Source organism: Mycoplasma sp. 6934 (assembly GCF_055523595.1).
Map to the genome: position 1 here is coordinate 176580 of NZ_JBVFVE010000001.1, position 25826 is coordinate 202405.

Below are 25826 nucleotides of genomic sequence, written 5' to 3' on the forward strand. Positions count from 1 at the left end.
GGACAAAGTATGGAGAAAATAGACTCGCTACGCTAGTATTAACTAGATCAGCTTATAAGAGTATTTCTCAGCTATACGATTGTAATAGCATCCCTGTCCTTAAGTTTTATTTTACCATAAAATTATATTTTGATGCTATAGTGGTAAGTCAAAATATAAATTACCATCTTTAATTTGGTATTTACCATTGTTAACAAAACCATTTGTATTATCTAATTTATATTCAAAATCGCTAATATTGTTAAAAAAGGTTTGAGCTAAGTACATGATTAAGTCATAAACCATAATCATTGCTCTTACATCATTTTCGCAATATTTTTTTAGTTCCGGAACTATATTATATTCTCACACTGAATCATTAGTGGCATCAAGAAATCTATTTATTGCTTCCTTCATAGCCATTGTTCCTTTTTGAATTTTTAATTCAGAATAGGGAAAAATCATATTTTTTAGTTTTATATTATTTTCAGTAATAAATTTTTCAATTTTTTTAATTGAATAAAATGCCTTGAGATATGAAAGTTGAATATACGCAATTGGCAAAGAACTATTTGTTTCTCTTTCTAATTTTATTTGCTTAATGTTATTATCAGTTTGATGGAAGTAAAAAATATTTTCTTCGAGTAGATTAACTTGTTTTTTAGGTGTAAAAACATCTGCTAAATCAATAGTATTTGAGTTGATGTGATGAATTTTATTAGCAAAAATATTAAATGCTTGGTCAATTGTTTTTGCATTGTATTTATGAATTAGTCACTGTATGAATTCAAGATCCTTGCTTTTATATAGTTTGTTTTTTACTAATTTTAAAATTTCTGAATTACGTGTGTTTTCGTATCCTTTATTATATACGACATAATAATCACAACCATCACGGTATATTGAATCAATAATATCAATAAAATCTTGGCACGATATGTTTTTGGGGTCTTTAACAATATTTTCACAACTTTGTTCTATGCCATTTTTGGTTGTAATAACCGAAACTTGGCACACTACTTGATTATAACTTGCTATTCCATCAACTGGAGGGAATATATCTGAAAAACCTTCATAATCGTACCAAGAGACAATTGCATCTTTAATATGCAATTGTTTAATAATATTTAAGGTTTCTAGATTGAAAGAATTAGGAATTGATTTAAAATCATCTATAGAGTTTTGTAAATCCTTTATCGATCTAATATTTTTAGATTGTTTGAATTTACCAGAAAATTGAATATATTCTTGGTTATCCTTTTTTAATAAGTATTCTCTTAATAAGGCGATTAATTCCTTACTATCGTTGATAAAAAAATCATTAATTTCCAACCATTGATAATTTATTTGATAGTTAATATTATCATTTTTTAATCAATAATTAATTTGTTGTTTTATTTTATAGTTTTGCTCCTCATTTGAATCATAATAAGATGTAAAAAATAAAAGAGCATCTAGATTTATATTATCACTAAATTCTTCATATGCTTTTATTACAATACTTAAATATCAACTAAAATCTTCAAATTCATAAAATTCCTTTAGTGAACTTGCTTTAGATGCTGGTTTTAGATTTGGGATAACAATTTTTTTGTTGTGATTAGGATATATTTCAAAACCATAAAAGATATTTTGCCAACTTTGATCTCCAATGTATTTATCTGAATCTATTTCATATTTAATTGAATTATAAAAATTATTTAAAGATGAAAGCATTGATTCTTTATAACATGCTTTATTAATTACTAAGATATCTTGAACTATTTTTTTATTTTTGGCACAAGAAATAAAGCTATTATCAAATTGCTGGTTTTGATAATTTATAGGATAATTATGAATTGAATCATTTTCATAATTTTTGTTTAAAAATTGAAGCCCTAAACCAGATTTTTTAAAGAAAAATTCTAAGTCATTTATATAATCTAAATAAGGATTATTTCGACTTTTAACAATTGAATTAGATATTCAAGCTGCCTGTGTGATTAAAAAATTAATTTTGTTTTTTTGTGGCTGCCCAAAGATTTTGGTTCGTGGATCAATAATAATATTTTTAATGTTGTATATTACTAAACCTAGCTCATTTGATAGCCAGTATAAATAATATGAAAGGTAATAAGTTTCAGGTTTAGATGTTGAAGTATAAGATAATAAATAAGCAATTATTTTTCCTTGCTTAATATGCAATGCAAAAGGATTATATAAAAATGTAAATGTATTAAGGTTTGATACTTTATCAAAACCTATTACAGGGTTTATAATAAGTAATTCTTGATCTAAACTAATAGAATTATTTATTGCTTCTAAGGTTTGAAATATTTTTATATCTTTGCTAGATTGTAATGATATAACTTTGATATTTTCTTTTGAAAGGTTGAGAGTTTTTATTAAAAACTCTTCAGCTTTTTGTTTATATTTTGGGTAATTAGAAGCCAATATTTCAATATATGAATCTGTATTGAACTCATCATAATCAAGCATTAATTCGTGTAGTTGTTCAAATTGGCTTGATAAACTTACTTCATTTTCAGATTCATCAATATCTATTTTTGAATTTGCTTGATTATTTAGGTATTCAATAATTTTTTCGGTATTGAAAATTAATGTTGGGTTTAATGCAAAAACCCGTTTAAATGTGTTCCAGTTAATATAAATTTTTTCTTGCATATTACCTCTTTATTATTTCGTTAGTATCTAAATTAATTATTGTGCTTGGAACTCCTGATCCTGGACCAAAATTGTAAACTTTTTGTATTTGCGGAAAGATTGCATTTGCTTCTTCTATTTTAATTGGAGGATATCCTGAAATATTTGCACTTGACATATATATTGGACCAATTTTATTTATTAGATCCAATAACCCTTGATGATTAGGCATGCGAAAACCTTGGTCATTTACAATAATTGTAGTTGGTCCAGGTCAATATTTTTGGGCAATTTTTTGTGCTTTTTTGTTTCATTCAGGGAATAGTGTCAGTTGCTTATAATCGCTAACTAAAATTATTATTTTTTTATTTAAGTCTCGATTTTTCACAAGGTATATTTCATCCAATGTTTGCTGATTTACAACCCCACCAATGCCAACAACGGTATCTGTTGTCGAAATAAATAAGTTTTTAACTTTATACATGTTATTATTATAGTTATTTTTATAACCATTACTATAAATTTGTTATAATTATTTTACTAATATAAATATAAATAAAGGAGAATTTTATATGAAAATAGTATCTGATTATATGCCTTTTGAAACTTATAAAGATAAAGTGGATGAAAAGGTAATACCATTATTTAATGCAGCTATTGAGAATGCCTTTGATAGTGAAGAATATAAACAAGCTAAGAAATGAGCTTTAGCTGGTTATATAACTGCTGGCATTGGGGTTTTATTAATTCTAATAGCTTTCATTGTTTTTGCAGCAGCACCTAAAGGAAAAAATATAGGAACTGTGATTATTTCTGGATTTGCCTTAATTATTTTTGGCGCAATATTATTTTTTGCAACTGTATTAATATATAGAAAATACAAAAGACTTAAAGATTTAATTTTTCAAAATATGGAAGATCGTATTAATGTTGAAAAACTTTACCGAGATTCATTTGCAATTTTAGACCCTAATTTTAATTTTATTGGTTATAAAACTGCAAATGCCAAAACTGCTATCAATCTAACTGCTTTTCAAAACCATAGATATGAAGTGCCTGATGATGCTTATGTTTTAAGAATGGGTCCTGAGAAAATGTGAAACTTAGATAAGAAATATCCTGCTTATTTAAGAAATGCACAATGGGAAAGAGTTACTACTGATTTTAAAGGTAACCGAAAAACTGAACATTATTACTCATGTCTTTTAATGATTGATACAACTAATTTAGGTGAAAAAGCCTTTAACTTCAGTTTATTTAACAATCAAAATCATAAGAAACTATATAAAAAGTTATTTAACGACATAAAATTAGAAAATAAGGAATTTAATAAAGTTTTTGTACCAAGAAGTGACGATGATCTTAAAATTAGAATGATGTACACTCCTTTAGCTATGGAAACATCATTAAAAAGATTTAAAGATAACAAAAATTCAAAAGTTAGAAAGCTGTCAATCACATCATTAGGGAATTACATTTATTTTGAGTTTTCAAGCGATTTTTACTTTATGGATTTAGATTGAAAGCCAACACTTAATAAACAAAAATTATTTAAAAGTCTTTACGATGACTTCATTGTTGATACATATACCTTTTACTACCTAATATCATTAATTTATATACCATTATACTTAGCTTAATTTAAAAATATTATTTAGCATCTAAATAATATTTTTTAAGGAGCATATGGAGAAAAAAGTAAATTTTTGAGTTGTGTTTTGATTAATATTAAAAATTAGTTTTATTGCATTCGGTGGTGGCAATGCCTTAATGCCAATTATTAAAAGGGAAGTAGTTGATAAAAAACAGTGATTGGATAATGAAGAATTTAACCAAGTTGTAATAGTTACTAATATGTTGCCCGGGGCTTCAGTAATTCAAACTATTTCTTATATAGCAATTAAGATGCTTGGCAAAATAAAAGGAACTTTAGTAACTTTACTAGGTATTTTACCCCATATCTTAGTTGCATTTGGAATTTTACTAATGTTTAATAAAATACCTTTTGAATATGTAAAAATTATTTCAGTTGGTGTGCTTGTTTCAATTATTGCTTTCTTGCTTGATTTTGGATATCGATTTTTAAAGCAAGCAAAGCAAGGGATGAAAAGTCCAATTTGAATTATTATTTTTATTTTTTCTTTGGCATTTTGTTTATTTATCCCAAGTCCATACAATACCCCCGTTCTTGCGATAATTTGTGTTATACTGGTTTACAGCATTGTTTATCTAATATGAAAGAAAAAGAGCAAATAAAATGTTTATTGCATTATTATTTTCAATTCCTTTTTTAATATTGATATCGTTATCAGTATTTGGCGGGGGACAGGTGTTTATGCCTGTATTTGAATGATTTTGAAAATTTTTAAATAATCAATTTGATTTAGGTATTAGTGAAGAAAAGATTATTAATATTTTTACTGTTTCAAATACAACACCCGGAGTTGTATCTACTAAATTTGGATTTATAACAGGATATTTAGTTGCTAATAATGAGTGATGAATGATTATCACTGTTTTAATCACCTATGTTGTATTTTGCTTACCAGCAATCATCATTATGCTTTTGGCCATGAAATATGTTGATAAATTTAAGAAAAATACATATATGAAGAATTTATTACTTATAATGAAACCATTAGTGGCTGGCATTATGTTTGCACTCGCAATCCAATTATTTTTAGGTATTTTTGAACCACAACTTTCGTTTAATAAAACTAGCGATAAATATATTTTGATACAAAAACCTACCTCAGAAGTATTTTCAGGATACAAAAATATTTTATTAAAAATTTATGTGTTGCTAGGTATACCAGTATCATGATATTTAATAAAGAAACTAAAATCATTATTTTTAATAATATTATTGAACGTAATTATTTCTTTAATATTATTTGCAATTCCATATGCATAATATTTATTTAAGGAGGAATTTTGAATAAAAGTCTGAATCAAGAATATGTTAAAAATCGACTTGGCTTAACATCTGCACAAGCAAAAGACTTTTTAGAAAAATATGGCCCAAATACTATAAAAACTACTCAGAAAAAAAGCATCTTTAAAATCTTTTTATCACAATTTAAAGATTTTATGATTATTTTGCTTCTAATAGCAGCAATTTTTAGTTTATCAGTTGCATTTTATGAAACATTTGGTGCAAGTCATAAACCTGATACATCTGAAATTGTAATTAGTTTTGTTGAACCATTTATTATTTTAATTGTCATTATTTTAAATTCATGTCTTGGAACATACCAGGAAATAAAAAGTGATCAAGCTGTTCAAGCACTCGAAAAAAATAATCAATTAAATTCAAAGGTTATTCGTAATGGAGAAACAATTTTACTACCTGCTAGTGAAATTGTTCCAGGTGATTTAATAATTGTTGAAGCAGGGGATTATGTAAGTGCTGATGGTATTTTGCTTGAATCTTATTCGCTTCAGGCAGTTGAATCAGCTTTAACAGGTGAATCTACTGGAGTAGATAAGCAAGTTAATTTTGAACTTGATGTTGCACATCTCCCACTTGGGGAAAGAAGCAATTATTTATTTTCTGGAACTTACATTACTACAGGTCGTGGAGTTATCTTAGTAACTGAAACAGGTTTAAAAACAGAAATAGGTAAAATTAATACTTTAATTGAAACTCAAGAAGTACAATTAACACCATTACAAATTAAATTAAATAAATTGAGTAAAATCTTTGGTATTAGTGGTGTTATTCTATTATTTATCACCACAATCACCCAATTACTTATTACTAATACTTTATTAATACCAAATGGTTGAAATCAACCAGAAACTTATTCTAGTGCACTAATCGTAGGTATTTCACTTGCTGTTGCAGCAATACCGGAAGGGTTAATTACTTTTACCACTGTATTGCTTGCTATTGGTGTTTCAAAAATGGCTAATGAAAATGTTATTATTAAAAGTTTCCCTTCAGTTGAAACATTAGGTGCTACAAATGTTATTTGCTCAGATAAAACTGGGACACTAACTGAAAATAAGATGACAGTGGTTGAATTTGAGGATGTTACTAACCCTAGTTCACTTGCCAATTCCAAAGCTTTATCTTATTTTGTGGCATGTTGTGATGCATCTGTTGTTTTAAATGAAAGAGGGGAATATGAAGAAGTTGGAGATCCTACTGAAACAGGAATCTTAATTTATGGAATGAAAAATAACATTTCAGCAGGTAATTTTTATTTAAAGCATAATAGATTAGATTCATTACCTTTTGATAGCGATCGTAAGGCAATGAGTATCTTAGTTAACAATGAAAATGATTTTAATACAATAATTGTTAAAGGTGCTCCTGATGTAATTTTAAGTAAATCTATAAATGTAGATACAAAATATTATGAAAAAATTGAATCATGATCAAAGCAAGCTTATAGAGTAATTGCTTTAGCTTACAAAGATGTTTCTAAAGATAAAACTAAATTATCTTTAGAAGATGAACAAGATTTAACTTTTCTTGGTTTAGTTGGTATGATTGATCCACCTCGACAAGGTGTTAAAGAGAGCATCATTGAAGCTAGAGAAGGTGGAATTAAACCAGTTATGATTACTGGTGATCATTTAACTACTGCTTTAGCAATAGCAAAAGAATTAGGAATATCACAAGAAGGTGATAAATCAATTAACGGAACAACCCTGGCAAATATGTCTGATGAAGAATTAAAAAATGAAGTTAAACATATCTCAGTTTATGCAAGAGTAAGCCCAGCTGACAAATTAAGAATTGTAAAAGCATGGCAATTGCATGATAAAGTTGTCGCAATGACGGGAGACGGAGTTAACGATGCTCCAGCTTTAAAAGCAAGTGATGTAGGCCTTGCTATGGGAATTACTGGAACCGATGTTTCTAAGCAAGCTGCAGATGTTATTTTAACGGATGATAATTTTACTACCATTGTTAAAGGAATTAAAAGTGGCCGAGAAACTTTCGACCGTATTAAATCTGTTATATTAAATCTATTAGTATCTTCGCTTACTGAAATCATTGTAATGTTAATTGGACTATTTGTTTTATCATTTATCTTTAAAAATGATATTCAAGGGAAGGATTTAATTATTCTTTCTGCTTCGCAATTATTATGAATTAACTTATTAACCCATGGTTTACCAGCTATCGCATTAGGAATGAGTCCTAATGATGTTGATGTTATGAAACGTAAACCATTTAAAAAAACCGAAAGTATCTTTTCACGTGGTATGGGTAAGAACTTAGTAATTTATAGTTTAATTTTAAGTTTTTTCTCAATCTTATCATATGTAATCGTTGCATTTTATGCAAGAAGTGAAAATATTGCAGGTGATCAATTTATTAGGCTCACTTCCACAAGCATGTTTGTTACCTTAGGCATTGGGGCTAGTCTCAACTCTCTTAATCTAATGTCTAAAAAATCCATCTTTATATTTAGTTGAACTAAATATAAATTAGTTTATTTAGCAACAATTTTTTCAACAATATGTGTTTTATTTGCCGCCTTTACTCCAGGAGTAAGAGATGTCTTTAAAATGGCTGAAATTTCACAAATTAAAAATTATAACGTTGTGTATTGGTTTATCCCAATTATTTTGGGACTTGGTTTAATAATCTTTGTTGAAATTGAAAAATTTATTAAATTATTTATCAATAAAAAATAATCTTAAAACAAACCTTTAGGATAATACCTAAAGGTTTTTGTTATTTAAAAAGATATTCATTATAATGAATATCTTTTAGTTTTATTCAATAATATCAGTAGAACTTATAAAATCTTTTATGATATCTCTTTTGAAGACTGCTTTTTCTAAAGAGTAGTTGATTCATGGTATAGCTATAAGAAATGCTAATGTTATTACATAAAGTAAAATAGGTACATAATTTTTAATTAAATCACTTTTCTCATTATCTCAGAAAACACCTCAACCTGAAGGGTTAGTTTTATCTGAGGCAAGGTTTGCAAATTGGAAATATAAGTACGAAGATTCAACAAATAAAATTCCAAGTACTGCCAATATTGCACTAATGTAAAATAGATAATCATTCATTTTCTTTGTTTCTGAATATGATTTTCTTTTTAAGGTATATTTTAGTATAACTAAACCATAAATAATGAAGAAGAATAAAGTAGTGAAGTTTGAAACTGCATCTAATATAATATCAGTATTTAATGATAAAGTTGGTACTAAAATTGTTAAAAAGTAAAAAGCATGAACTAATACAATGTAAATAATAGTAGTTTTTAATTCGCCAAATTTCTTTAATAATGAGCTTGAGCCAAATAAAAATTTATTCCTTACACTTATACGCATTTCATTAACAAAGGCAGCTGAAATACCGTTAGTAACTCCTAAAGCTGATAAGAAGATAAAGAAGATTACAGCGGTAGTAATGCCTGTTTTTCATTTATCTGGTAAAGAGTCATTTAATACACCATGCACTGAACCAGATGAGTGCAGTATCGATGAAACTGCAATTAATGAATAAAGAATAACAATAAATGTCATAGCAATTAAAATTGCTTTTGGTAGTGTTTTTGTAGGATTTTTAGTCTTCTCAGACATAGAGTTTGAAACTAAAAAAGCATCATAAGCAAATAATACAGCTGGCAATGCTGCCACAATACCTTTAATTGAGAATGCATTTTTTAAAAATGCATTTGTCCCATCATTATTATGAGTTGTTGGAAAAATAATTCCAATAAATAGCGCAGCAAATAAAGGTATAAATTTAATAATTGTAATTACAAATTGAAATTTAGCAGTTACTTGGTATGACCATATATTTAAAGAGATATAAATAATTGTTATCAACAATCCCACAAAGACGTGTGTTATTAACGTAACAGATTTTGCAAATTCAACATCAGCTAATATTAAGAAATAAAAGAATGCTTCAGATGCAAAAATTCCTAATACTGCACTTAGAATACCTCAATAAAATATTGAGTATCCTAGCGAATTATGGTAAGCTAATTTTTCATTCTTAGTTACTTTGTAAACTCAATTACTTAATCCAGATAACTTACCATTTTTAAACGAACCTATTTCAGCAAATGATACAGCAGCACACATTGAAATAAGTCCTCCAATGATTCATGCAAATAATCAACTTAAACCATCTCCATCAGTAGCCCGCGAAATAGAACCGTTTTTGAAAAAGATACCAATCCCGACTACTGATCCAATGATCATTGCGATAGATAAGAGTAAACCTATTTTTCTATCTTTTGTCATTTAAAAACCTCCTTATTTAATTTATGGGATAATTTTACCATAAATATTGATATATATATATATATATATATATAAACTAAAAAAAATTCCATATGTAATAAATTTATTACATATGGATTAAATTAATAAAGTAGATCATTTGTTGATCTTCTATATTGTATAAATGAGATTATTGCAAATATTATTATTGCTACAAATGAGAGTAAGATTCAGTTAGTGGTAAATGTTCAAAAATTATAAAAAGCATTTGTTTCAAGTGCTTTTATCCCTGTAATTAAGTTAATTACAGGATTTATAGTTGATAAAACTAACGGAATACCTACTATAAATACAGCTAAAAGAATAACAAATAAATGTAATGATTGGTAAAATATAATTCAACGGGGTTTTGTTCTTAAGGCTTTTAAAATTCCAATACTTTTACGTTTTGAATCTGAGAGAGACTTAAGATATGTAACTAAGAAACCTAAAAATAAGGCGATAAAAATTATAAATATACCAAATGTGATCAATTGAATTAGTTTACCATTTTGTAATAGTTCAAATATGATGGAATCAGGGCTATCATAAACATGATATTTTGTTGATAAAGCGTTTAAGAATTCAATATTTAAAGATTCACCATAACTATTAATAAATAGATTAATAAGTGAATTAGAATTCTCGAAATATTGATCAATTAGATCATGGTGATACCTTATTTCAGGTTCGTCACCCTCATAAATTCCAACTATTTTCGTAGTTAATTCAGGCAAATCCGTTTTAAGTTTTGCTGTTATTTCCTCGTTTAACTTAAAACCAAAGTGTTGTTGAGAATCTTCAAGAAACGAATTTGAAACAATTATTTCATTATAATTATCAGGCATTTTCCCTTCAACTAATTTTACATTTAAATCTTGTCTTGATTTGGGTGCATAACGTGTTGAATTAGAAAACCAATTATTTGGTTGAACCTTTGATACTGTTTGAAAAAGTTCATTTGAATTACTTAGTATTGTTAAAGTTTTTTTACCTAATTCCTTAAGTAAGTCTTGGTGGATTCAAAAGTTAACCGCATTATTATATTCTGGTGTTTTAAAACTACCTACTATTTTAATTTCGTAATTAATGTTTTTAAGTTGTTGGTTAAGATATACATCTTGAAAGTTGGATGTAAAATAAGGTTGTAAAGTTATTGTTTGATTAATTGGATTTTTTAGACCTAATATATTGGCAAATTTTTCATTAATAACAATTTCATTTTTATTTTGAATAAAACTACCTTTTACTTCGTTTAATGTTTTGAATCTTTGCTCAAAAAACGCATCGTTAGTTACTTGGAGTTGTGAGAAACTAATTGCCGTGTTGTTATTATATTTAAGTCTTAGGTTTGCGGGTTTTGGAATTATTGTATAAGCTTTATTTATATTTGGTTCTTGTTTTAAATTTTTAATATCATCATCACTAAAGTTTGAATTATCTTTTTTACTTATTTTGAATAAATCTAGATTATTACCAGAAATAAATGTTTGGTTAAATCTTGTGGTACCTATATTAAGGTTAAATATGATTAGAGTTGAAAATAAGGCGATTATAAACGTAAGAATAATTAGCAAGACTTGTCAAGTTTTAGTTTTCAAATCATTTTTTATAAATTTTGTTGCAATTTTCAGTTTATTTTTAACACTTAGTTTATCATGATTTGTTTTTCGCAAAATTTTGTCACTATTATTATTGAAGGGTTGGCTATCATCTTTCTCAATTACAAATTGGGAATCTTCAATTCTAACAATCTTATCTGCATATTCTTTTACTAATTCATAGTTGTGGCTTACTACAACAATAGTTTTTGTAGTTGATAATTCTTTTAATGTCTCAAAGATTAATTTGGAGGTATCTAAGTCTAAATTACCTGTAGGTTCATCAAGTAAAATAAAATCTGCTTGTCTGTTTATCGCTCTTAAAATTGCTACTCTTTGTTGTTCTCCGCCTAGACAGGGAAAAAATATTCGGACAAAATCCGAATATTTTTAATATAAAGAAAAGGAGGTAGTTATGAGACATTTAAAGACTAAGGAATGGGTCAAAATTTTTGACTTATACGATAAATATTTGAACCTGGGAATAACCAAGGCAGAATTTGAAAATTTATGTTTTGATATCAGAAAAGTATACTGAAATAAAGAATCAATGAGAAATATGTTAAAGAAAAGAAAACTGTATAATTTAAATATGAACATAGAATCACAAAGTGGTAAATCACCTAAGAAAGATAAAGGTGTTGGGAGAAAGAAAAAGAAAGTTCTCGATTATACATGAATTGATACTCTTAAAGACGATGAAAAAGATGCAGTTATAAAATACTACTATCGAATTTTTAATGAAAATAATATTGATGCAGATATCTCAAAGATAAAGAAAATCAAGAATCTTTCACATACTAAAAAATCTAAAATGATATGTGTTTCAAGATCTACATATTACGAGAAATTGAAAGATAACAACAAGACTAAAGAACTAAAGGTTAAACACAAAGAAATAATTTTTCAAAGTTTTGTCGAAAATAAAGAAAGGTATGGACGAAGGAGACTTGCTAAATATATTTTCCAAGAATATAATATTCAAATAAATCCTAGAACCCTAGGAAATTATATGAAAAAACTGAATTTGAAAACATTTGTTAGACAAAAACATAAAACTAAAGAATCTAAAAATACTAGTGTTAAAGTACCTGATTTAGTAAAAAGAGATTATAATTCAAGCAACAATAATATATATGCAACAGACGTGACCTATATACCAGCACCAAAAGATATTGAACAGAATCATATTTATTTATCTGCAATTATTGATCATAAAACTAAGTTTGTGACCTATGAATTATCACTTAGAAATGATACTGAACTAATTTTGAATAATATCACCAATACAAAATTCAAAAATAATTTTATTTTACATTCTGACCATGGATCTACTTATTCTTCGCTTGAATATACTAAAAAAATAAAATCACTAAAAGGTAAAATATCAATGTCAAGAATTGGTAATAGTCTTGACAATCGTGAAATTGAGTATTTCTTTTCAATTCTTAAAAGTGAAATTTTCCCAAATTTTGTTCAAACCTGTAAAAGACTTACTTTTATTGAATTATCACAAAAAATCAAAGAATTTATAAACTGATATAATTATAAAAGAATAAGATAAAAAAAACCTTCCCAAAGCATTCCGTTTGGCTTAGCCAAATGGTATGGTTGGGGAAGGTAAAACCGTCCGAAAAAAATTTCCCAGTTTACTTTTACCTTTAGGAATGTAATACCTAATCAAGCGGTGCATATTTTCAATTGTCCCTTTTTGCCATGAACTATAAGGCTGACATCTAAACAACCGTTCTTTTGGAATAAGTTCGTGCAGTAATGTGTTTTCCTTGCCATTGTCAACAGTTAAGGTTTTAATGTCTAAATTATGCGTTTTGATAAGCTTTTTAACAGCTTGTTTTACGGGCTTGGACCCTCTTTTGCACAACATAGCATATGCCAGGCGTGATTTTCTTTCAATAAGTGTTACCATAAAAAATTTATCATCAATTTTACCAATCACAGTGTCTAATTCATAATGTCCATATTCACTACGGTCATTAATAAAATCTGGTCGCTGAGAGATATCAGTAGCATTTTTTAATTTTCCGGGTTTAGTTGTTTGCTTTTTCTTACGTTTGCCATATTTTCCGATTGATTTTTTAATAATGTGGTCAAATTCAAGGAAAAAAGGGTGTTTTTCAATCATTTTATAAACTGTACTAACTGAAGGAATAAACTTATCGGGCGAGATATTTCTAAAAGAATTAACCAAATATGTAACTGATTTCTTTACTTCTTTTAGTTGCAGGTTTTTCTCATTTTTATATTTGTTGTATTTATCAAGTTCTTCATTTCAATATTGTTTGTAAGGGATTCATTTAGCTTTTAATTTATCATTTGCAAAGAACATTCTTGAATATTTATAGCCTACTAAATGATCATATATTTTTTTAAAATTAAGTACTCTAACTCTTTTAATTCGTTTGGAACAAAATTGGCAAACAAAGCGATTTGCTCTAGTTAGATCCTTTGCTTTTCTAAGTGTCATACATTCGATCTTAGATTTTATTGTTCTAACATCTTTTTTAAAAATTTTGGCTACCAAAAATTGTAGTGAGTGACCACAAAATCACCTTATTACAAAATAAAAGCACTGATATCTTTATTTAAAAAGTGTCAGTGCTTATATTTAGCCTAATTTATTGGCTACTATAAAAATATAATCAAATGATCAAATAATTCTATAAATGTTTAATTGATAAAATTTTTATTGTGTATTTATTAGGAGCCTCTACTTCAATTTCATCACCAACACTTTTACCAAGCATTGCAGTTGCTAGTGGAGAACGTGTTGAAATTTTATTTTCAAAAGGATTAGCGTCGTGAGAACCAGTTATTTTAACTGAATGATTAGTATTTGTATCTAGATTATAAAACTCTACTTCAGTATTAATATCGACATTATCATTTTCACGATTGGTATTTGATTCAATAATAATGGCTCTATCGAGGATTACTTCTAATTCTTTAATTCTTCCTTCAACAATCCCTTGTCTTTCACGGGCTGCATCGTATTCAGCGTTTTCAGAAAGGTCCCCTTGTGCACGAGCTTCTTTTAAAGCTTCTTGCACAGCTGGACGTTCAACGTCAATTAATTTATTATATTCTTTAAGATATTCATCATATTTTTCTTGTGATAATTGTATTTTATTATTGTTTAATTCGCTCATTATATCTCCTGAGGTATGTAATATTATTTTTATTTTACTATATTTTCAAGATTTTTATTAGTAATAAATAAAAATCTTGATGAAAAGTAAGATATTTCATAGTTTATGTGTTTGTCTTTGAGAAAGTTAATAAAGTCATTAAGTTCTTTTCGTTTAATATTTTGTAATAAAATGCAAATCATGCCATTTGGTTTAAGATTAAAATAAAACTTGTTAAAAATTGTGTTTAAATCATATGAAGTGTGGAAAACACCGAGAAAATCAATTTGATTATCATCATAAATGTTAATTGGATTTTCGTATAAATCAGGATGATTTAAACGACCTTGGTTTAGTTTATTTAAATCAATATTATTAACATCATAATAGGTGGTCCCTTTGGTTTTTATTGCTAAACATGAAAACGCAAATTCATCATCTTTTGCCAAGATTAATTTATCTTGATAATTATTTAAAAAGATTGTATTAATCATGCCTTCAATATCATAAGGATTATTTTTTGATTTAAAATAATTTTCTAATTCAAAGGGCAAGATTCCAATATCATTGCGTAATGATTTAATTTGTTCCATTGATTCACGTTGCAACTTATCAACATACTTTTTGGTATATTTTTTTGTTCAAATTAAAATACCAATATAAACACCAAAACCTAAAAATAGTGCAACAGCTGCTGAAATTATTAAAATAGTTCTTCAAGTCATGGTTTATTTTCCCTATTCTTGTAGTATTCTAAGTAATCATCTAGGATTAATTGGGCGGCCATTTTATCTTTATGTTTCTTGCGTTTTTGGTTTGTTAACCCGGCACTAAGCATAATTTCATGTGCTTTTTTTGTGGAATATTGTTCATTGATTAACATAATTGGCAAATTTAAATTTGTTTTCAAATCATTAATTATTTTTTCAACATAAAAAGTTGTTGCACTTTTAGTTCCGTCTATTTTCAAAGGATAGCCAACTATCAAACCATCTATTTTGTGGTTTATTAACAATTGTTTAATATATTTTATTATTTCTTTGCTAGCTTGATTTTCATCGTAGCGAAGAGTATCTAAACTTGAAGAAATAATTTCTGATTCGTCGGTTATGGCAATTCCGCATGTTTTTGTGCCAATATCTAAGCCTAATTTTCTCATAGTAACTTTTCTTGGATGAATGTTTCTAATCCTTCTGCGCTCGCAATTTTACCCATAGATAAAATTGCATTGCCTCCGCCTTTGCCACCAAATTCCTTAAAGATTTGTTGAGCTAGGTAATTAGAATTTTGTGATTTTGAAGCAACTACTAACATTGGGGCTTCTAAATTATTAACAATAAAAAATGTTGCATTATGATATTTTTCTCTTAGTGTTGTTGCAATTACTTTAATATTATCATTTGTATCAACTTTAATAAATGCATATTGATGATTTGAGATGGTTTTAAACTCAATATCATCATATGAAAAATTAGAAGTTTGGTCTTTATCTTTTTGTAATTTAACATAATCATTTCGAATTAATGCAATTGCTTTATTTAAGAATTCAATTGATAATTCTAAATCTTTTGGTAAATCTAAATCAAATTTATAGTCTTGATTTAGATTTAAATTTCTATTAATAAGTTTATTAGCTTCTAAAAGTAATTGATCTTTTTGGGTTTCAAGATATTCATAAACTAGTTTATGTGATGAAATAGCACGAATTCTAAATACTCCTGCAGATTTTTTCTCAACGCTAACTATTTTAAAGTTTTCTAATTTGCCAGAATTACTAAGGTGCGTCCCTCCACATAAATCCGCTGTAATATTATCAAATTTAACGATTCTTACAGAATTTGGATTCATATATTCAGCTTCTTCCAAGGTCATAATAGCACCCATTTCTTTAGCTTGGTTTGTGGTCATATTTAAATAATGTCTTTGAGCACCTAATTTAATATAACTTCTAACTAATTGTTCAACTTGGGTAATTTGCTCTGATGTTGGTTTTGAATCAGCTGGAAAGTCAAAAGTTAGCCTTTCTTCATTATTATCACTTCCAAGTTGTTTGATTTCTGCTCCTAAAACATTTCTAAGTGCAGCAAATAAAAAGTGTGTTCCTGAGTGGTTTCTTTCTAAACCAAGTCTAATTTGTGTATCAACAAAACATTCAACTGTATCACGAGAATTTATCAACCCTTCTACTTTATGAATGTGGTTACCATATTTATCTTTAAAAACATCTAAGATTTGGATTTTTTTATTATTTTGTAATATGTAACCTTTATCATGTCTTTGCCCACCACTTGTGGCATAAAAAGGTGTATCTTTTAAGATTAAGTAACCTATTCCATCAATTGTATCTTGAAATGTATCAGTATCCATTAAATGTAGTATTTGCGTTTTATTTTCTGTAAATTCATAACCTATAAAGTTATCAATTTTTTGCTTAATTAAAGCTAGTGAATTGATAACTTTATCCATTCCAGAAATTTTAGCTCCGCGGCTTGAATCAGCATGAAGTTTTTTAGCTTCTAAATAAGCATCTTTGTCAATTTTAATTCCTTTAGAAGCGAGAATTTCTTCTGTTAGCTCAATAGGAAAGCCATAGGTTTCAAATAATTTGAATGCAAGAGCTCCATCAAAGATAGTTTGTCCACTTGAAATATGTTTATCTAATAATTGACGACCATTTTCAACTGTTTTTGAAAAAGCTTCTTCTTCATCAATAATGATGTTTATTATTGGCGTAGTATCATATTGATATGGTAATGTTTCTTTAATAGTTTCTACTAATTTATGTAAGATAGGTTCTTGGATATTAAGTAAGATTGCAAAATATAAACTGCGACGAATTAAACGGCGAATTATGTAACCTCGACCCACGTTTGATGGCTTAGCTCCATCTGCAATTGCGTTAACAACAGATCTCATATGATCTGCAATAACTTTAAAGTAAGTGTTAATTTCACTTTGTTTAACATCTTTTGTAAAGTAGTTTTGGGTTTGATATCTGCAAGTAGTATATTTTTCAACTTCATGAATAATTGGTAAGAATAAATCTGTGTCAAAGTTAGTAGGGGCATCTTGCATAATTGAGACGATTCTTTCAAAGCCGGCACCTGTATCAATATTTTTTTGTTTTAATTCATTGTAATTGCCTTCACCATCTGAATTATAAGTTGAAAATACAATATTTCAAATTTCGACATAACGATCATTTTCAATATCATTTTTTAAAAGCTCAATACCTCTTTTATCATATTTTTCCCCACGGTCATAAAAAATTTCAGTATTAGGACCACATGGCCCTGATCCAACTTCCCAAAAGTTAGTAGATTTATCTCCGGGTATCATATGTTCTTCGCTAAATCCTTGCTTAATTCATAAATCTTTTGTTTCTAAATCTTCATAATAATATGTAAAATATAACTTTGATTTATCTAATTTTAATTCCTCAAGCAAAAATTTTGTTGCTAATTCAATTGCTTCTTTTTTAAAGTAATCTCCAATTGAAAAATTACCTAACATTTCAAAAAAGGTATGATGGCGGGCAGTGACACCGACATTTTCGATATCATTAGTTCTGATTACTTTTTGTGAGTTAACCAATTTTCCAGAAGGTGGGATTTTTTTTCCTTCAAAATAATCCTTTAATGTGGCTACACCACTATTTATTCATAATAATGAAGGATCATTTTGTGGGATTAAACTTTTAGATGGAATTATTAAATGATCATTTTGCTCAAAAAATTTAAGTCATTTTTCTCTAATTATTTTTGATTTCATATTTACTCCTAAAGGTAATCAATTTTTTTATTATTAATAAATAATTCATCAATAGTAGCTCCGCCAATGCAATAATTTCCATCATAGAAAACAACTTGTTGTCCAGGTGTAACTGCTGATGAAGTATCTGGGTAAAATACTTTTATTTGTTTATCATTTAAAATTTCTATTTTAACCTTAATATCTTTTTGGCGATACCTAAATTTAGCACTTAAATTTTCAGGATTGTAGTTTAGATTATTAAAAGTATAATTTGAAGCAATTAATGAATCTGAAATTAAGTATTCGGGTTTAGAGCTTTGAGCTACGTATAAAATATTTTGCGATACATCATGACCACAGACATAATATGGTTCTTTCATCCCCCCTAGATTTAATCCTTTACGTTGTCCAATTGTGTAATAAAAAACACCAACATGTTTTCCGATAATTTGTTCTGTAGTTATATCGATGATATCTCCTTCTTGTGCAGGAATATAATTTTGGAGAAATTTCCCAAAACTGCGCTCACCAATAAAACAAATTCCAGTGGAATCTTTTTTATTGGCTGTTATTAAACCTAAATTAGCAGCTATTTTACGAATTTCTGATTTTGTTAACTCAGAAAGTGGCATTAAAACTTTTTCTAACTGTTTTTTAGTCAATTGTGCTAAAAAATAAGTTTGATCTTTATCTTGATCTTTCGCTCGTAGTAAATAACCATTTTCGACTTTAGCATAATGGCCCATTGCAATATAATCAGCTTTTAATTGTTCAAATGCATATTTCGCAAATGAACTGAATTTAATATATTTATTGCATAAAATATCCGGATTAGGTGTTCGTCCTTTTGCATATTCATCGATAAAATTTTGAAAAACATTATCCCAATACTCTTTTACAAAGTCAACACGGTGCAATGGAATATCAAGTTTTTTAGCAACAGACAGTGCATCTTTATAATCAACTTCTTGTGGGCATGCTTCATCATTTAAGTTATTATTTCCTAAAATATCATTGTTGGCAAGGCTATCTCAATTACGCATAAAAAGTCCTACTACTTCATAACCTTGCTCTTTTAACAAATAAGCTGCAACAGAGGAGTCAACACCGCCGCTAAGTCCTACAACAACTCGTTTTTTTAAAATATGCATATTACTCCTTTAGTTAGTATTAAAAAATTATAATGAATTTTTTTGATTTTTTTTAATTTATGTTAAAATTATAACATGTGGTCGCGTAGCTCAGCAGGACAGAGCACGAGCCTTCTAAGCTTGTGGTCAGAGGTTCGAATCCTCTCGTGATCGCCATTTTTTTTATAACTTTTTTAAATAATTTAATAAAATAATTATATTATAACAATTTTAGTTATAAGTAGAATAAGAGGTTTTTATGATAAAAACTTTAAAAATCTTACCAAGAAAAATCAAAATTCAATTTTTATTTGGTGTATTACTTTTATTCATTAATGTTGGGTTAACAATGTTAACTCCAATTTTCATATCGCAATTTTTACCACTATTAATCGATAAAAAAGAATTGTATGAAATTGAAGTTTTTAAAAATGTAATTTATAGTTCAAAAGACTTTGTTTCAGCATTTACATTTTTATTATTGAGCACAATAGGATTAATAATTGGCGGCGCTTTAACATCATTTGTCAGCTTATTTATAATAATATGAGCTGGCGAAAATGCTTCTGAATTTTACCGGAATATTTTATATGCCAAATATCAAAAACTTAGCTTAAAAGATATTTCGCATTTTAGTGTTGAATCTTTGATAACCAGAATTACTGATGATGTTGCAGTTTTTTGAGAGTTTTTAGTTGGAGCTACAAGCGCTTTAATTAAAGCACCATTATTTATAGCATTTGGATTAACATTTGCAATTTTAACAGATTTAACCTTAACCTGAACGATTGTTGCAATTGTTCCTTTAATTGTTGGTTCGATTTTATATATTTTAGTAAAAGTTATGCCTTTAATTATTAAGGGTCGAACAATTATTGATAATAATACTAAATCAGTTAATGAGATAATCAGTGGAGCAAGACTCATCAAAGCATACAATTTACAAGAACAACAATATCAAAAATTTAAACAAACAAATAAAGCATGGAAGAAAAATGGAATTAATATTTTTAATATTTTTTCCATTAGTATGCCGTTTTTCTTTTTTGCAGTTAATTTAGTTATTGTGTTTATTTTTTATGGTGGATATCGGTTGCTTGCTGCTAATCCATCTCAAGATGTAAGTAAATTAATTGCTAAAATTAATACTTTTATTGAGTATGAGTTTATGATGGCATTAGGTGTTTCAATGTTTGGGCAGTTTTTAGGGACATTTTTTAGGGCAAGGGTATCATCAAAAAGAATCATGGATGTAATTACTTGTGAATATGATGAATTACTAATATATAATGGCAAATCACTGCCAAATGATCCAAGCGAATATTCAATTGAATTTAAAAACTTTAGTTATAAATATTCTGAAACTGCTGAAAAGTATGCTTTAAAAAATATTAATTTTAAATTAGAAGCTGGGCAAACCTTAGGAATTATTGGCCCTACTGGTTCAGGTAAATCAACGCTGGCTAATATTTTAGTTAATAATATGAAATATTCTGAAGGTAGTGTAAAAATTGCCGGAAAAGAAGTAAATGAAATTAATTCATCACAATTACATAAGCAAGTTGGAATTGTATTTCAAGAAGCTATGCTTTATTCAGGGACCATTGAAAGTAATTTAAAATTTGCAAAAGAGGACGCTACACAAGAAGAACTTTATAAGGCAATTGAAAGTGCTTGTGCAACTGAATTTGTTAACTCATTTAGCGATACTTTTCAACATGTTGTTGAGCAAAGAGGGAAAAATTTATCTGGTGGACAAAAACAACGTTTATCAGTGGCTCGAACTTTATTAACTAATCCAAAGGTTTTAATCCTTGATGATACAACTAGTGCTCTTGATAATTTAACAGCCAGAAAAATGGTGCAAAATATTGCACAAAATTATATATGTACAACGGTTATTATTTCTCAAAAAGTTAATTCAATTAAAGATGCTGATAAAATTTTAGTGTTGAACAATGGTGAAATTATTGATTGAGGTAGTCATAGTGAACTAATTGCTAGATGTGATTGATATAAAGATATTTATCACAATCAATTAGAACAATAAGATAAGGAGAAAGATATGAAACAAAAATATTCATCATGGCAAGCAATCAAACTATTATTTTCTTTCGCTAGAGATTTTAAAAAACAAACTATGCTCGGAGGTCTTTTTTCCTTTATTAATGCCGTTGCATATATCTTAGGTAGTTTATTAGTTGGGCTAGTTGTAAGTTCCTTTTTTGATCCTATCGCAAACGGGAAAAGTGCTTTTGAAAATTTTGATACAACCCGCTTTGCACTAATTTTAGTGCTCCTAGCTTCTTGTTATATTATTTATGGAATTTTTAGATATTTAGAAAATAGATATTTTGTTAAAGTTAGTTTTGGAACTGCTACAAATATCAGAAAAAAAATTATAAAGAAAATGCTTAAATTAAATATTAGCTTTTATGATCGTAATAAAGCTGGTGATTTAATTTCAACAATTATAGGTGATGTGACAAATATTGCTTTTTCATTAAACCAAGTTTTATCAGCGGTTATTAATGCTTTTATTAACATTAGTTTATCTTTAATAATGATGTTATTAGTTTCTGCTAAATTGACATTAATTGTCATACCATTAACTTTACTAATGCTTTTTAGTGTTATGGTGTTAATTAAAAAATCTCAACCTTACTTTGAAAAAGTACGTAATGCTTTTGGAAGGTTGAATGCATTTGTTGAAGAAACATTAACAAATACAAAAATTACTAATTCCTTTGAAAAACAAAAAACTATTTTAAAAGAACTTGAACAGTTAACCAGAGATATTAGAAATGTTAGTTTTAAAAGTGATTTAGTTTCTCGAAGTTTTGAAATTATTTATTCAATAATGTCAAATAGTATAATTTTAGTGATTGCCGGCATTTCAGCATTTTTCTTCTTTAGGCAAGAACCAATTTGAGGTGTGCCAGGCATTATGGGACAAACGACTAATGTTGCTACTTCTGGTTTAATAGTAACTTATATCTCGCTTAATTGAAATTTCTTAGGTCCATTTCAAAATGCACTAGGTACTATATTTGGGGCACAAAGTGCTGTGGCATCAGCAACACGGGTAGGAAATTTATTAAATGAGCCTGACCCAGTTATAAAAGATCAAAAAATAAAAATAGTCAAAGTATCATTAAATCAAGAAACTAATAAATTTGAGGAAACTGATGCAAATGATCCATATGGATTTTATGCTTGAAAAACTTTTAATAATAATACCAATGAATTGGAATATAAATCAGTTAAAGGAACAGTAGAATTTAGAAATGTTTTCTTTAAATACCTTGATGATTCTCAAGAATATCAATTAAAACAAGCAAGCTTTTCTGCGAATCGGGGACAAAAAATTGCTATTGTTGGACCTACTGGAGCAGGAAAAACTACAATTGTTAATTTATTGTCTAAATACTATGATTATACATCCGGAAGCATTACAATTGATGGCCATGAACTTAAAGAAATTGATACAAATAATTTAAGGGATATTATGACAATTGTATTACAAGATTCATTTTTATTTAATGAAACAATTATTGATAATTTAAAGAAAGCAAATCCAAAAGCATCAAGGGAAGAAATTATCAATGCCGCCAAAATGACAAAAGCACATGACTTTATTTTATCTTTAGAAAATGGATATGATACCTTAATTGAAAATAATGGGTCAAATATTTCCCAAGGTCAAAAACAATTATTGTCTTTGACAAGGGCAATTTTAACCAATAGAAATATTTTAATTTTAGATGAAGCCACTTCAAACATTGATTCAAGCACTGAAAAAATAGTTCAAGAATCAATGTTAAGGTTAATGGAATATAAAACTTCTTTTGTAATTGCTCATCGGCTAAGTACAATTAAAAATTCTGATTTAATACTTGTAGTTAATGATGGAATGATTATCGAAAGAGGAACTCACGAATCATTATTACAAGAAAAAGGTTTTTACTACAATTTATATCAATCTCAGTTTAACTAACAAATCATATGCAAAAACATTGCATATGATTTTTAATTTAAATATTAAATAGATTGTTTTTAAAAATGCTAATTTTAAAATATTTTCTTGTTGTATGAATTGCATATTCTTATAGATGTTATATAATATAAATATACACATAAAATATATTAGGAGCTATTTATGAAATACAAGAAATTACTATTTAAATTATCTACAATTTCTGCATTATCATCAGGTTTTGCAGTTGTTGTATCTTGTTCTGGAAGTAATAAACCTATTGCTGGCGATCCAGATATACCACGTGTTGAACCAGTTTATTCTGCAGAACACTGACGTGACTTATATAGAAAAAATAATGTAAGTTACAACGAAGCAATTCATACTTTTGCAAAAGAACTTGATAAATTAAAAGCACAACTTTCATCTGAAAAAGATGAAACAAAAAAAACAGCTATTGAAGATAAAATCTTTGATTTATTTTTTAATGCTAAAGCAAAACTAACCCCATTAGTTCATAATTACAATTATTTCTTTACTCGTTTAAGAGAAGCAGAAAAATCTGAAAATTCAACTTTAAGAACAGTAAAGATTTTCCACTCTAATGATGAACATGGAAGAATTGAGTTTGATGACTCTAAATACAACAAATATGCTGGTATGGTGGAAACCAGTAAATACCTTGCTGATAAGAAACGTGATTTATTAATATCAGCAGGTGATATGATTCAAGGCTTACCTTTATCAGATTCGGATAAAGGAAAAACAATTTCACAAATTGCTAAATATATGCAATATGACTCAGTTACTGTTGGTAACCACGAGTTCGACTATGGTTTAGAGCATATTTTAGCATTAAATGAAAGCACTTCTCAAGATAAAGAGGGCATTAAAATGCCATTTATCTCAGCTAATGTATACTACAAAGATTATGCAAATGAAACCAATAAGCCAGATCGCTATGATCAAAATTTAGTTGGTAAAAGAGTCTTTAAACCATACATTATCAAAGAATTAGAAAGCGGAATTAAAGTTGCAATCATTGGTTTAACAACCCCTGATACAGTTTATACTTCGCACCCTAAAAATTCAGCACTAGTTGAATTTAGATCACCAAGTGATGAACTAAAAAAAGCAGTTAATGAAATTAAACAAAACAATCCTGAAATTAAATTAATTATTGCTGCTACTCATCTTGGAACAGGTAGAAACGATGCAACTTGAACATCAGATTATCTTGCACAACAAAATGCTGGTGATGGTTTAGATTTAATTATTGATGGCCACAGCCATTCATTTGTTCCAATAAATAACAAGGATAAAGTAACTGATACTAAAAATATTTATATAACTCAAACAGAAGCATATACTAAATATTTAGGTGATATTGACATAACTTTTGATACTTCTACTGGAAAAATTACTCAAGTTTTCCAAGTTTTAAGAGATATTAGTCAAATTGAAATTTACAATGCTAATTTAAGTGATAAATTATTAGCACGTCTAAAAACAGTATTTGCTAAAGAAAACTCAGTTAAAGCTTTTGATTCTCCAGGAGTATTTGAGCACGTGACCAGTGTAAACATTGATGGAACTTCATACTGGAAGGGTAGATTAATGCCTACAAGCCTCGGAACTTATGCTGCTGATGCGCTAGCTTGAGGATTTGTAACTCAAGAGCCTTGGGGTTCAAGACAAGGTTTTGAAGTTGGAACTTTAGATAATACTATTGGCCTTCTAAATGGTGGTGGATTACGTTCTGACCTAAAACAAGGTGAAATATCACGTGGAGATGCTTTAGCAGTGAGTCCATTTGGCAATAGAATCGCTGCTGTTAGAGTTAAAGGTTCGGTTGTTATTGAAGCTTTAAAACATGGTTTAGGTGCCGGTAAAGCTGGTGGTTTTGCCCAACTATCTACCAACATTTCTTACACTGTTAATGCAGTTAAAAAACTAAATACTAAAACACAATTAGAAGAATATGTTTGAGAAGCAGATACATCAAGCTTTAAGGTAAATAACAAAGCTATTGATCCAAATCAAAATTACTACATTGTTACAAATGACTTTATTTTGGCAGGTGGTGATGGATATGGTATGTTAAATGTTGATGCTAATGATGGAGTAGTTTTAGCATATGAAGGTGATAAATATATTGATACCTTAATTGAATATGCTAAGAAGGTCTCAGCAACCGGAGCATCACTAGACCAAAATAAATTTGAAAGTGCCTTATCTTCATATTTAAATGCAGATAAATACAAAACTCAAATAGTTAATATTCCGGAAGAGGCCAAAAAAACTTCGCAATAATTTCAATAAAAAAGTAATATTTAACTATTAAGTTATG

18 protein-coding genes, 1 tRNA gene and 1 riboswitch are annotated in these 25826 nt (G+C 27.9%); of the genes, 9 read left to right on the top strand and 10 right to left on the bottom strand.

All coding sequences use genetic code 4. The annotated features are described in order from the left end of the window. Nucleotides 1–7: 7 nt before the first annotated feature. Nucleotides 8–105, bottom strand: a riboswitch (TPP riboswitch). A 30-nt stretch (nucleotides 106–135) separates the two neighbouring features. Both AC0B4S_RS00800 and AC0B4S_RS00805 read right to left on the bottom strand, forming a co-directional pair. Then, nucleotides 136–2643: a UU173 family protein gene (locus AC0B4S_RS00800; RefSeq protein ID WP_465101225.1), complete on the bottom strand. Its 2508-nt coding sequence runs from the start codon at nucleotides 2641–2643 to the stop codon at nucleotides 136–138. A gap of 1 nt (nucleotide 2644) precedes the next feature. Continuing rightward, nucleotides 2645–3106, bottom strand: coding sequence for an L-threonylcarbamoyladenylate synthase (locus tag AC0B4S_RS00805; RefSeq protein WP_465101226.1), 462 nt, complete (start codon nucleotides 3104–3106; stop codon nucleotides 2645–2647). Between the two features lie 88 nt (nucleotides 3107–3194). Between AC0B4S_RS00805 and AC0B4S_RS00810 the strand changes: the two genes are divergently transcribed. From AC0B4S_RS00810 to AC0B4S_RS00825, 4 genes are read left to right on the top strand one after another with little or no spacing between them, the layout of a single operon-like run. Next, entirely contained in the window at nucleotides 3195–4262 is a 1068-nt protein-coding gene (locus AC0B4S_RS00810; protein ID WP_465101227.1) for a hypothetical protein, read from the top strand. 46 nt (nucleotides 4263–4308) lie between these two features. Further along, nucleotides 4309–4878 (top strand): chromate transporter, encoded by a 570-nt coding sequence (locus AC0B4S_RS00815; protein ID WP_465101228.1) that lies wholly within the window; start codon nucleotides 4309–4311, stop codon nucleotides 4876–4878. 1 nt (nucleotide 4879) lies between these two features. After that, nucleotides 4880–5536, top strand: a complete 657-nt coding sequence (locus tag AC0B4S_RS00820) for a chromate transporter (RefSeq protein ID WP_465101229.1) — start codon at nucleotides 4880–4882, stop codon at nucleotides 5534–5536. Between the two features lie 20 nt (nucleotides 5537–5556). Continuing rightward, complete coding sequence (locus tag AC0B4S_RS00825; RefSeq protein WP_465101230.1) at nucleotides 5557–8277, top strand: cation-translocating P-type ATPase; 2721 nt, start codon at nucleotides 5557–5559, stop codon at nucleotides 8275–8277. 81 nt (nucleotides 8278–8358) lie between these two features. Here the strand turns inward: AC0B4S_RS00825 and AC0B4S_RS00830 are convergent, their stop codons facing one another. Both AC0B4S_RS00830 and AC0B4S_RS00835 read right to left on the bottom strand, forming a co-directional pair. After that, nucleotides 8359–9852 (bottom strand): APC family permease, encoded by a 1494-nt coding sequence (locus AC0B4S_RS00830; RefSeq protein ID WP_465101231.1) that lies wholly within the window; start codon nucleotides 9850–9852, stop codon nucleotides 8359–8361. A 122-nt stretch (nucleotides 9853–9974) separates the two neighbouring features. After that, on the bottom strand, nucleotides 9975–11546 hold the full coding sequence (locus tag AC0B4S_RS00835) for an ABC transporter permease (RefSeq protein WP_465101232.1): 1572 nt from the start codon (nucleotides 11544–11546) through the stop codon (nucleotides 9975–9977). A 340-nt stretch (nucleotides 11547–11886) separates the two neighbouring features. Between AC0B4S_RS00835 and AC0B4S_RS00840 the strand changes: the two genes are divergently transcribed. Next, a complete protein-coding gene (locus AC0B4S_RS00840) occupies nucleotides 11887–13035 on the top strand; it encodes an IS3 family transposase (RefSeq protein ID WP_465101233.1) in 1149 nt (382 codons plus the stop codon). Between the two features lie 30 nt (nucleotides 13036–13065). Here the strand turns inward: AC0B4S_RS00840 and AC0B4S_RS00845 are convergent, their stop codons facing one another. The 6 genes from AC0B4S_RS00845 to mnmA form a co-directional block, all read right to left on the bottom strand. Then, nucleotides 13066–13956, bottom strand: coding sequence for an IS30 family transposase (locus AC0B4S_RS00845; protein ID WP_465101234.1), 891 nt, complete (start codon nucleotides 13954–13956; stop codon nucleotides 13066–13068). 193 nt (nucleotides 13957–14149) lie between these two features. Beyond that, on the bottom strand, nucleotides 14150–14638 hold the full coding sequence (greA, locus tag AC0B4S_RS00850) for a transcription elongation factor GreA (protein WP_465101235.1): 489 nt from the start codon (nucleotides 14636–14638) through the stop codon (nucleotides 14150–14152). Between the two features lie 29 nt (nucleotides 14639–14667). Continuing rightward, nucleotides 14668–15342, bottom strand: coding sequence for a BC85_0335 family putative methyltransferase (locus AC0B4S_RS00855; RefSeq protein ID WP_465101236.1), 675 nt, complete (start codon nucleotides 15340–15342; stop codon nucleotides 14668–14670). Then, entirely contained in the window at nucleotides 15321–15776 is a 456-nt protein-coding gene (ruvX, locus tag AC0B4S_RS00860; protein WP_465101237.1) for a Holliday junction resolvase RuvX, read from the bottom strand. The genes AC0B4S_RS00855 and ruvX overlap by 22 nt, the downstream gene beginning before the upstream one ends. Beyond that, entirely contained in the window at nucleotides 15764–18388 is a 2625-nt protein-coding gene (alaS, locus tag AC0B4S_RS00865; protein ID WP_465101238.1) for an alanine--tRNA ligase, read from the bottom strand. The genes ruvX and alaS overlap by 13 nt, the downstream gene beginning before the upstream one ends. 8 nt (nucleotides 18389–18396) lie before the next feature. Then, complete coding sequence (mnmA, locus tag AC0B4S_RS00870; protein ID WP_465101882.1) at nucleotides 18397–19512, bottom strand: tRNA 2-thiouridine(34) synthase MnmA; 1116 nt, start codon at nucleotides 19510–19512, stop codon at nucleotides 18397–18399. 88 nt (nucleotides 19513–19600) lie between these two features. Here mnmA and AC0B4S_RS00875 point away from each other — a divergent pair. The 4 genes from AC0B4S_RS00875 to AC0B4S_RS00890 all read left to right on the top strand — a co-directional run bounded on the left by AC0B4S_RS00875 (nucleotide 19601) and on the right by AC0B4S_RS00890 (nucleotide 25789). After that, nucleotides 19601–19677, top strand: a tRNA-Arg gene (locus tag AC0B4S_RS00875). An 82-nt stretch (nucleotides 19678–19759) separates the two neighbouring features. Continuing rightward, nucleotides 19760–21550 carry an ABC transporter ATP-binding protein gene (locus tag AC0B4S_RS00880; protein ID WP_465101239.1) on the top strand — a complete coding sequence of 597 codons (1791 nt, stop codon included), beginning with the start codon at nucleotides 19760–19762 and terminating at the stop codon, nucleotides 21548–21550. 15 nt (nucleotides 21551–21565) lie between these two features. Then, entirely contained in the window at nucleotides 21566–23497 is a 1932-nt protein-coding gene (locus tag AC0B4S_RS00885) for an ABC transporter ATP-binding protein (RefSeq protein WP_465101240.1), read from the top strand. A 162-nt stretch (nucleotides 23498–23659) separates the two neighbouring features. Further along, the gene (locus AC0B4S_RS00890) at nucleotides 23660–25789 is read left to right on the top strand and encodes a bifunctional metallophosphatase/5'-nucleotidase (RefSeq protein WP_465101241.1); all 2130 of its coding nucleotides are present in this window, start codon (nucleotides 23660–23662) and stop codon (nucleotides 25787–25789) included. Nucleotides 25790–25826 lie beyond the last annotated feature (37 nt).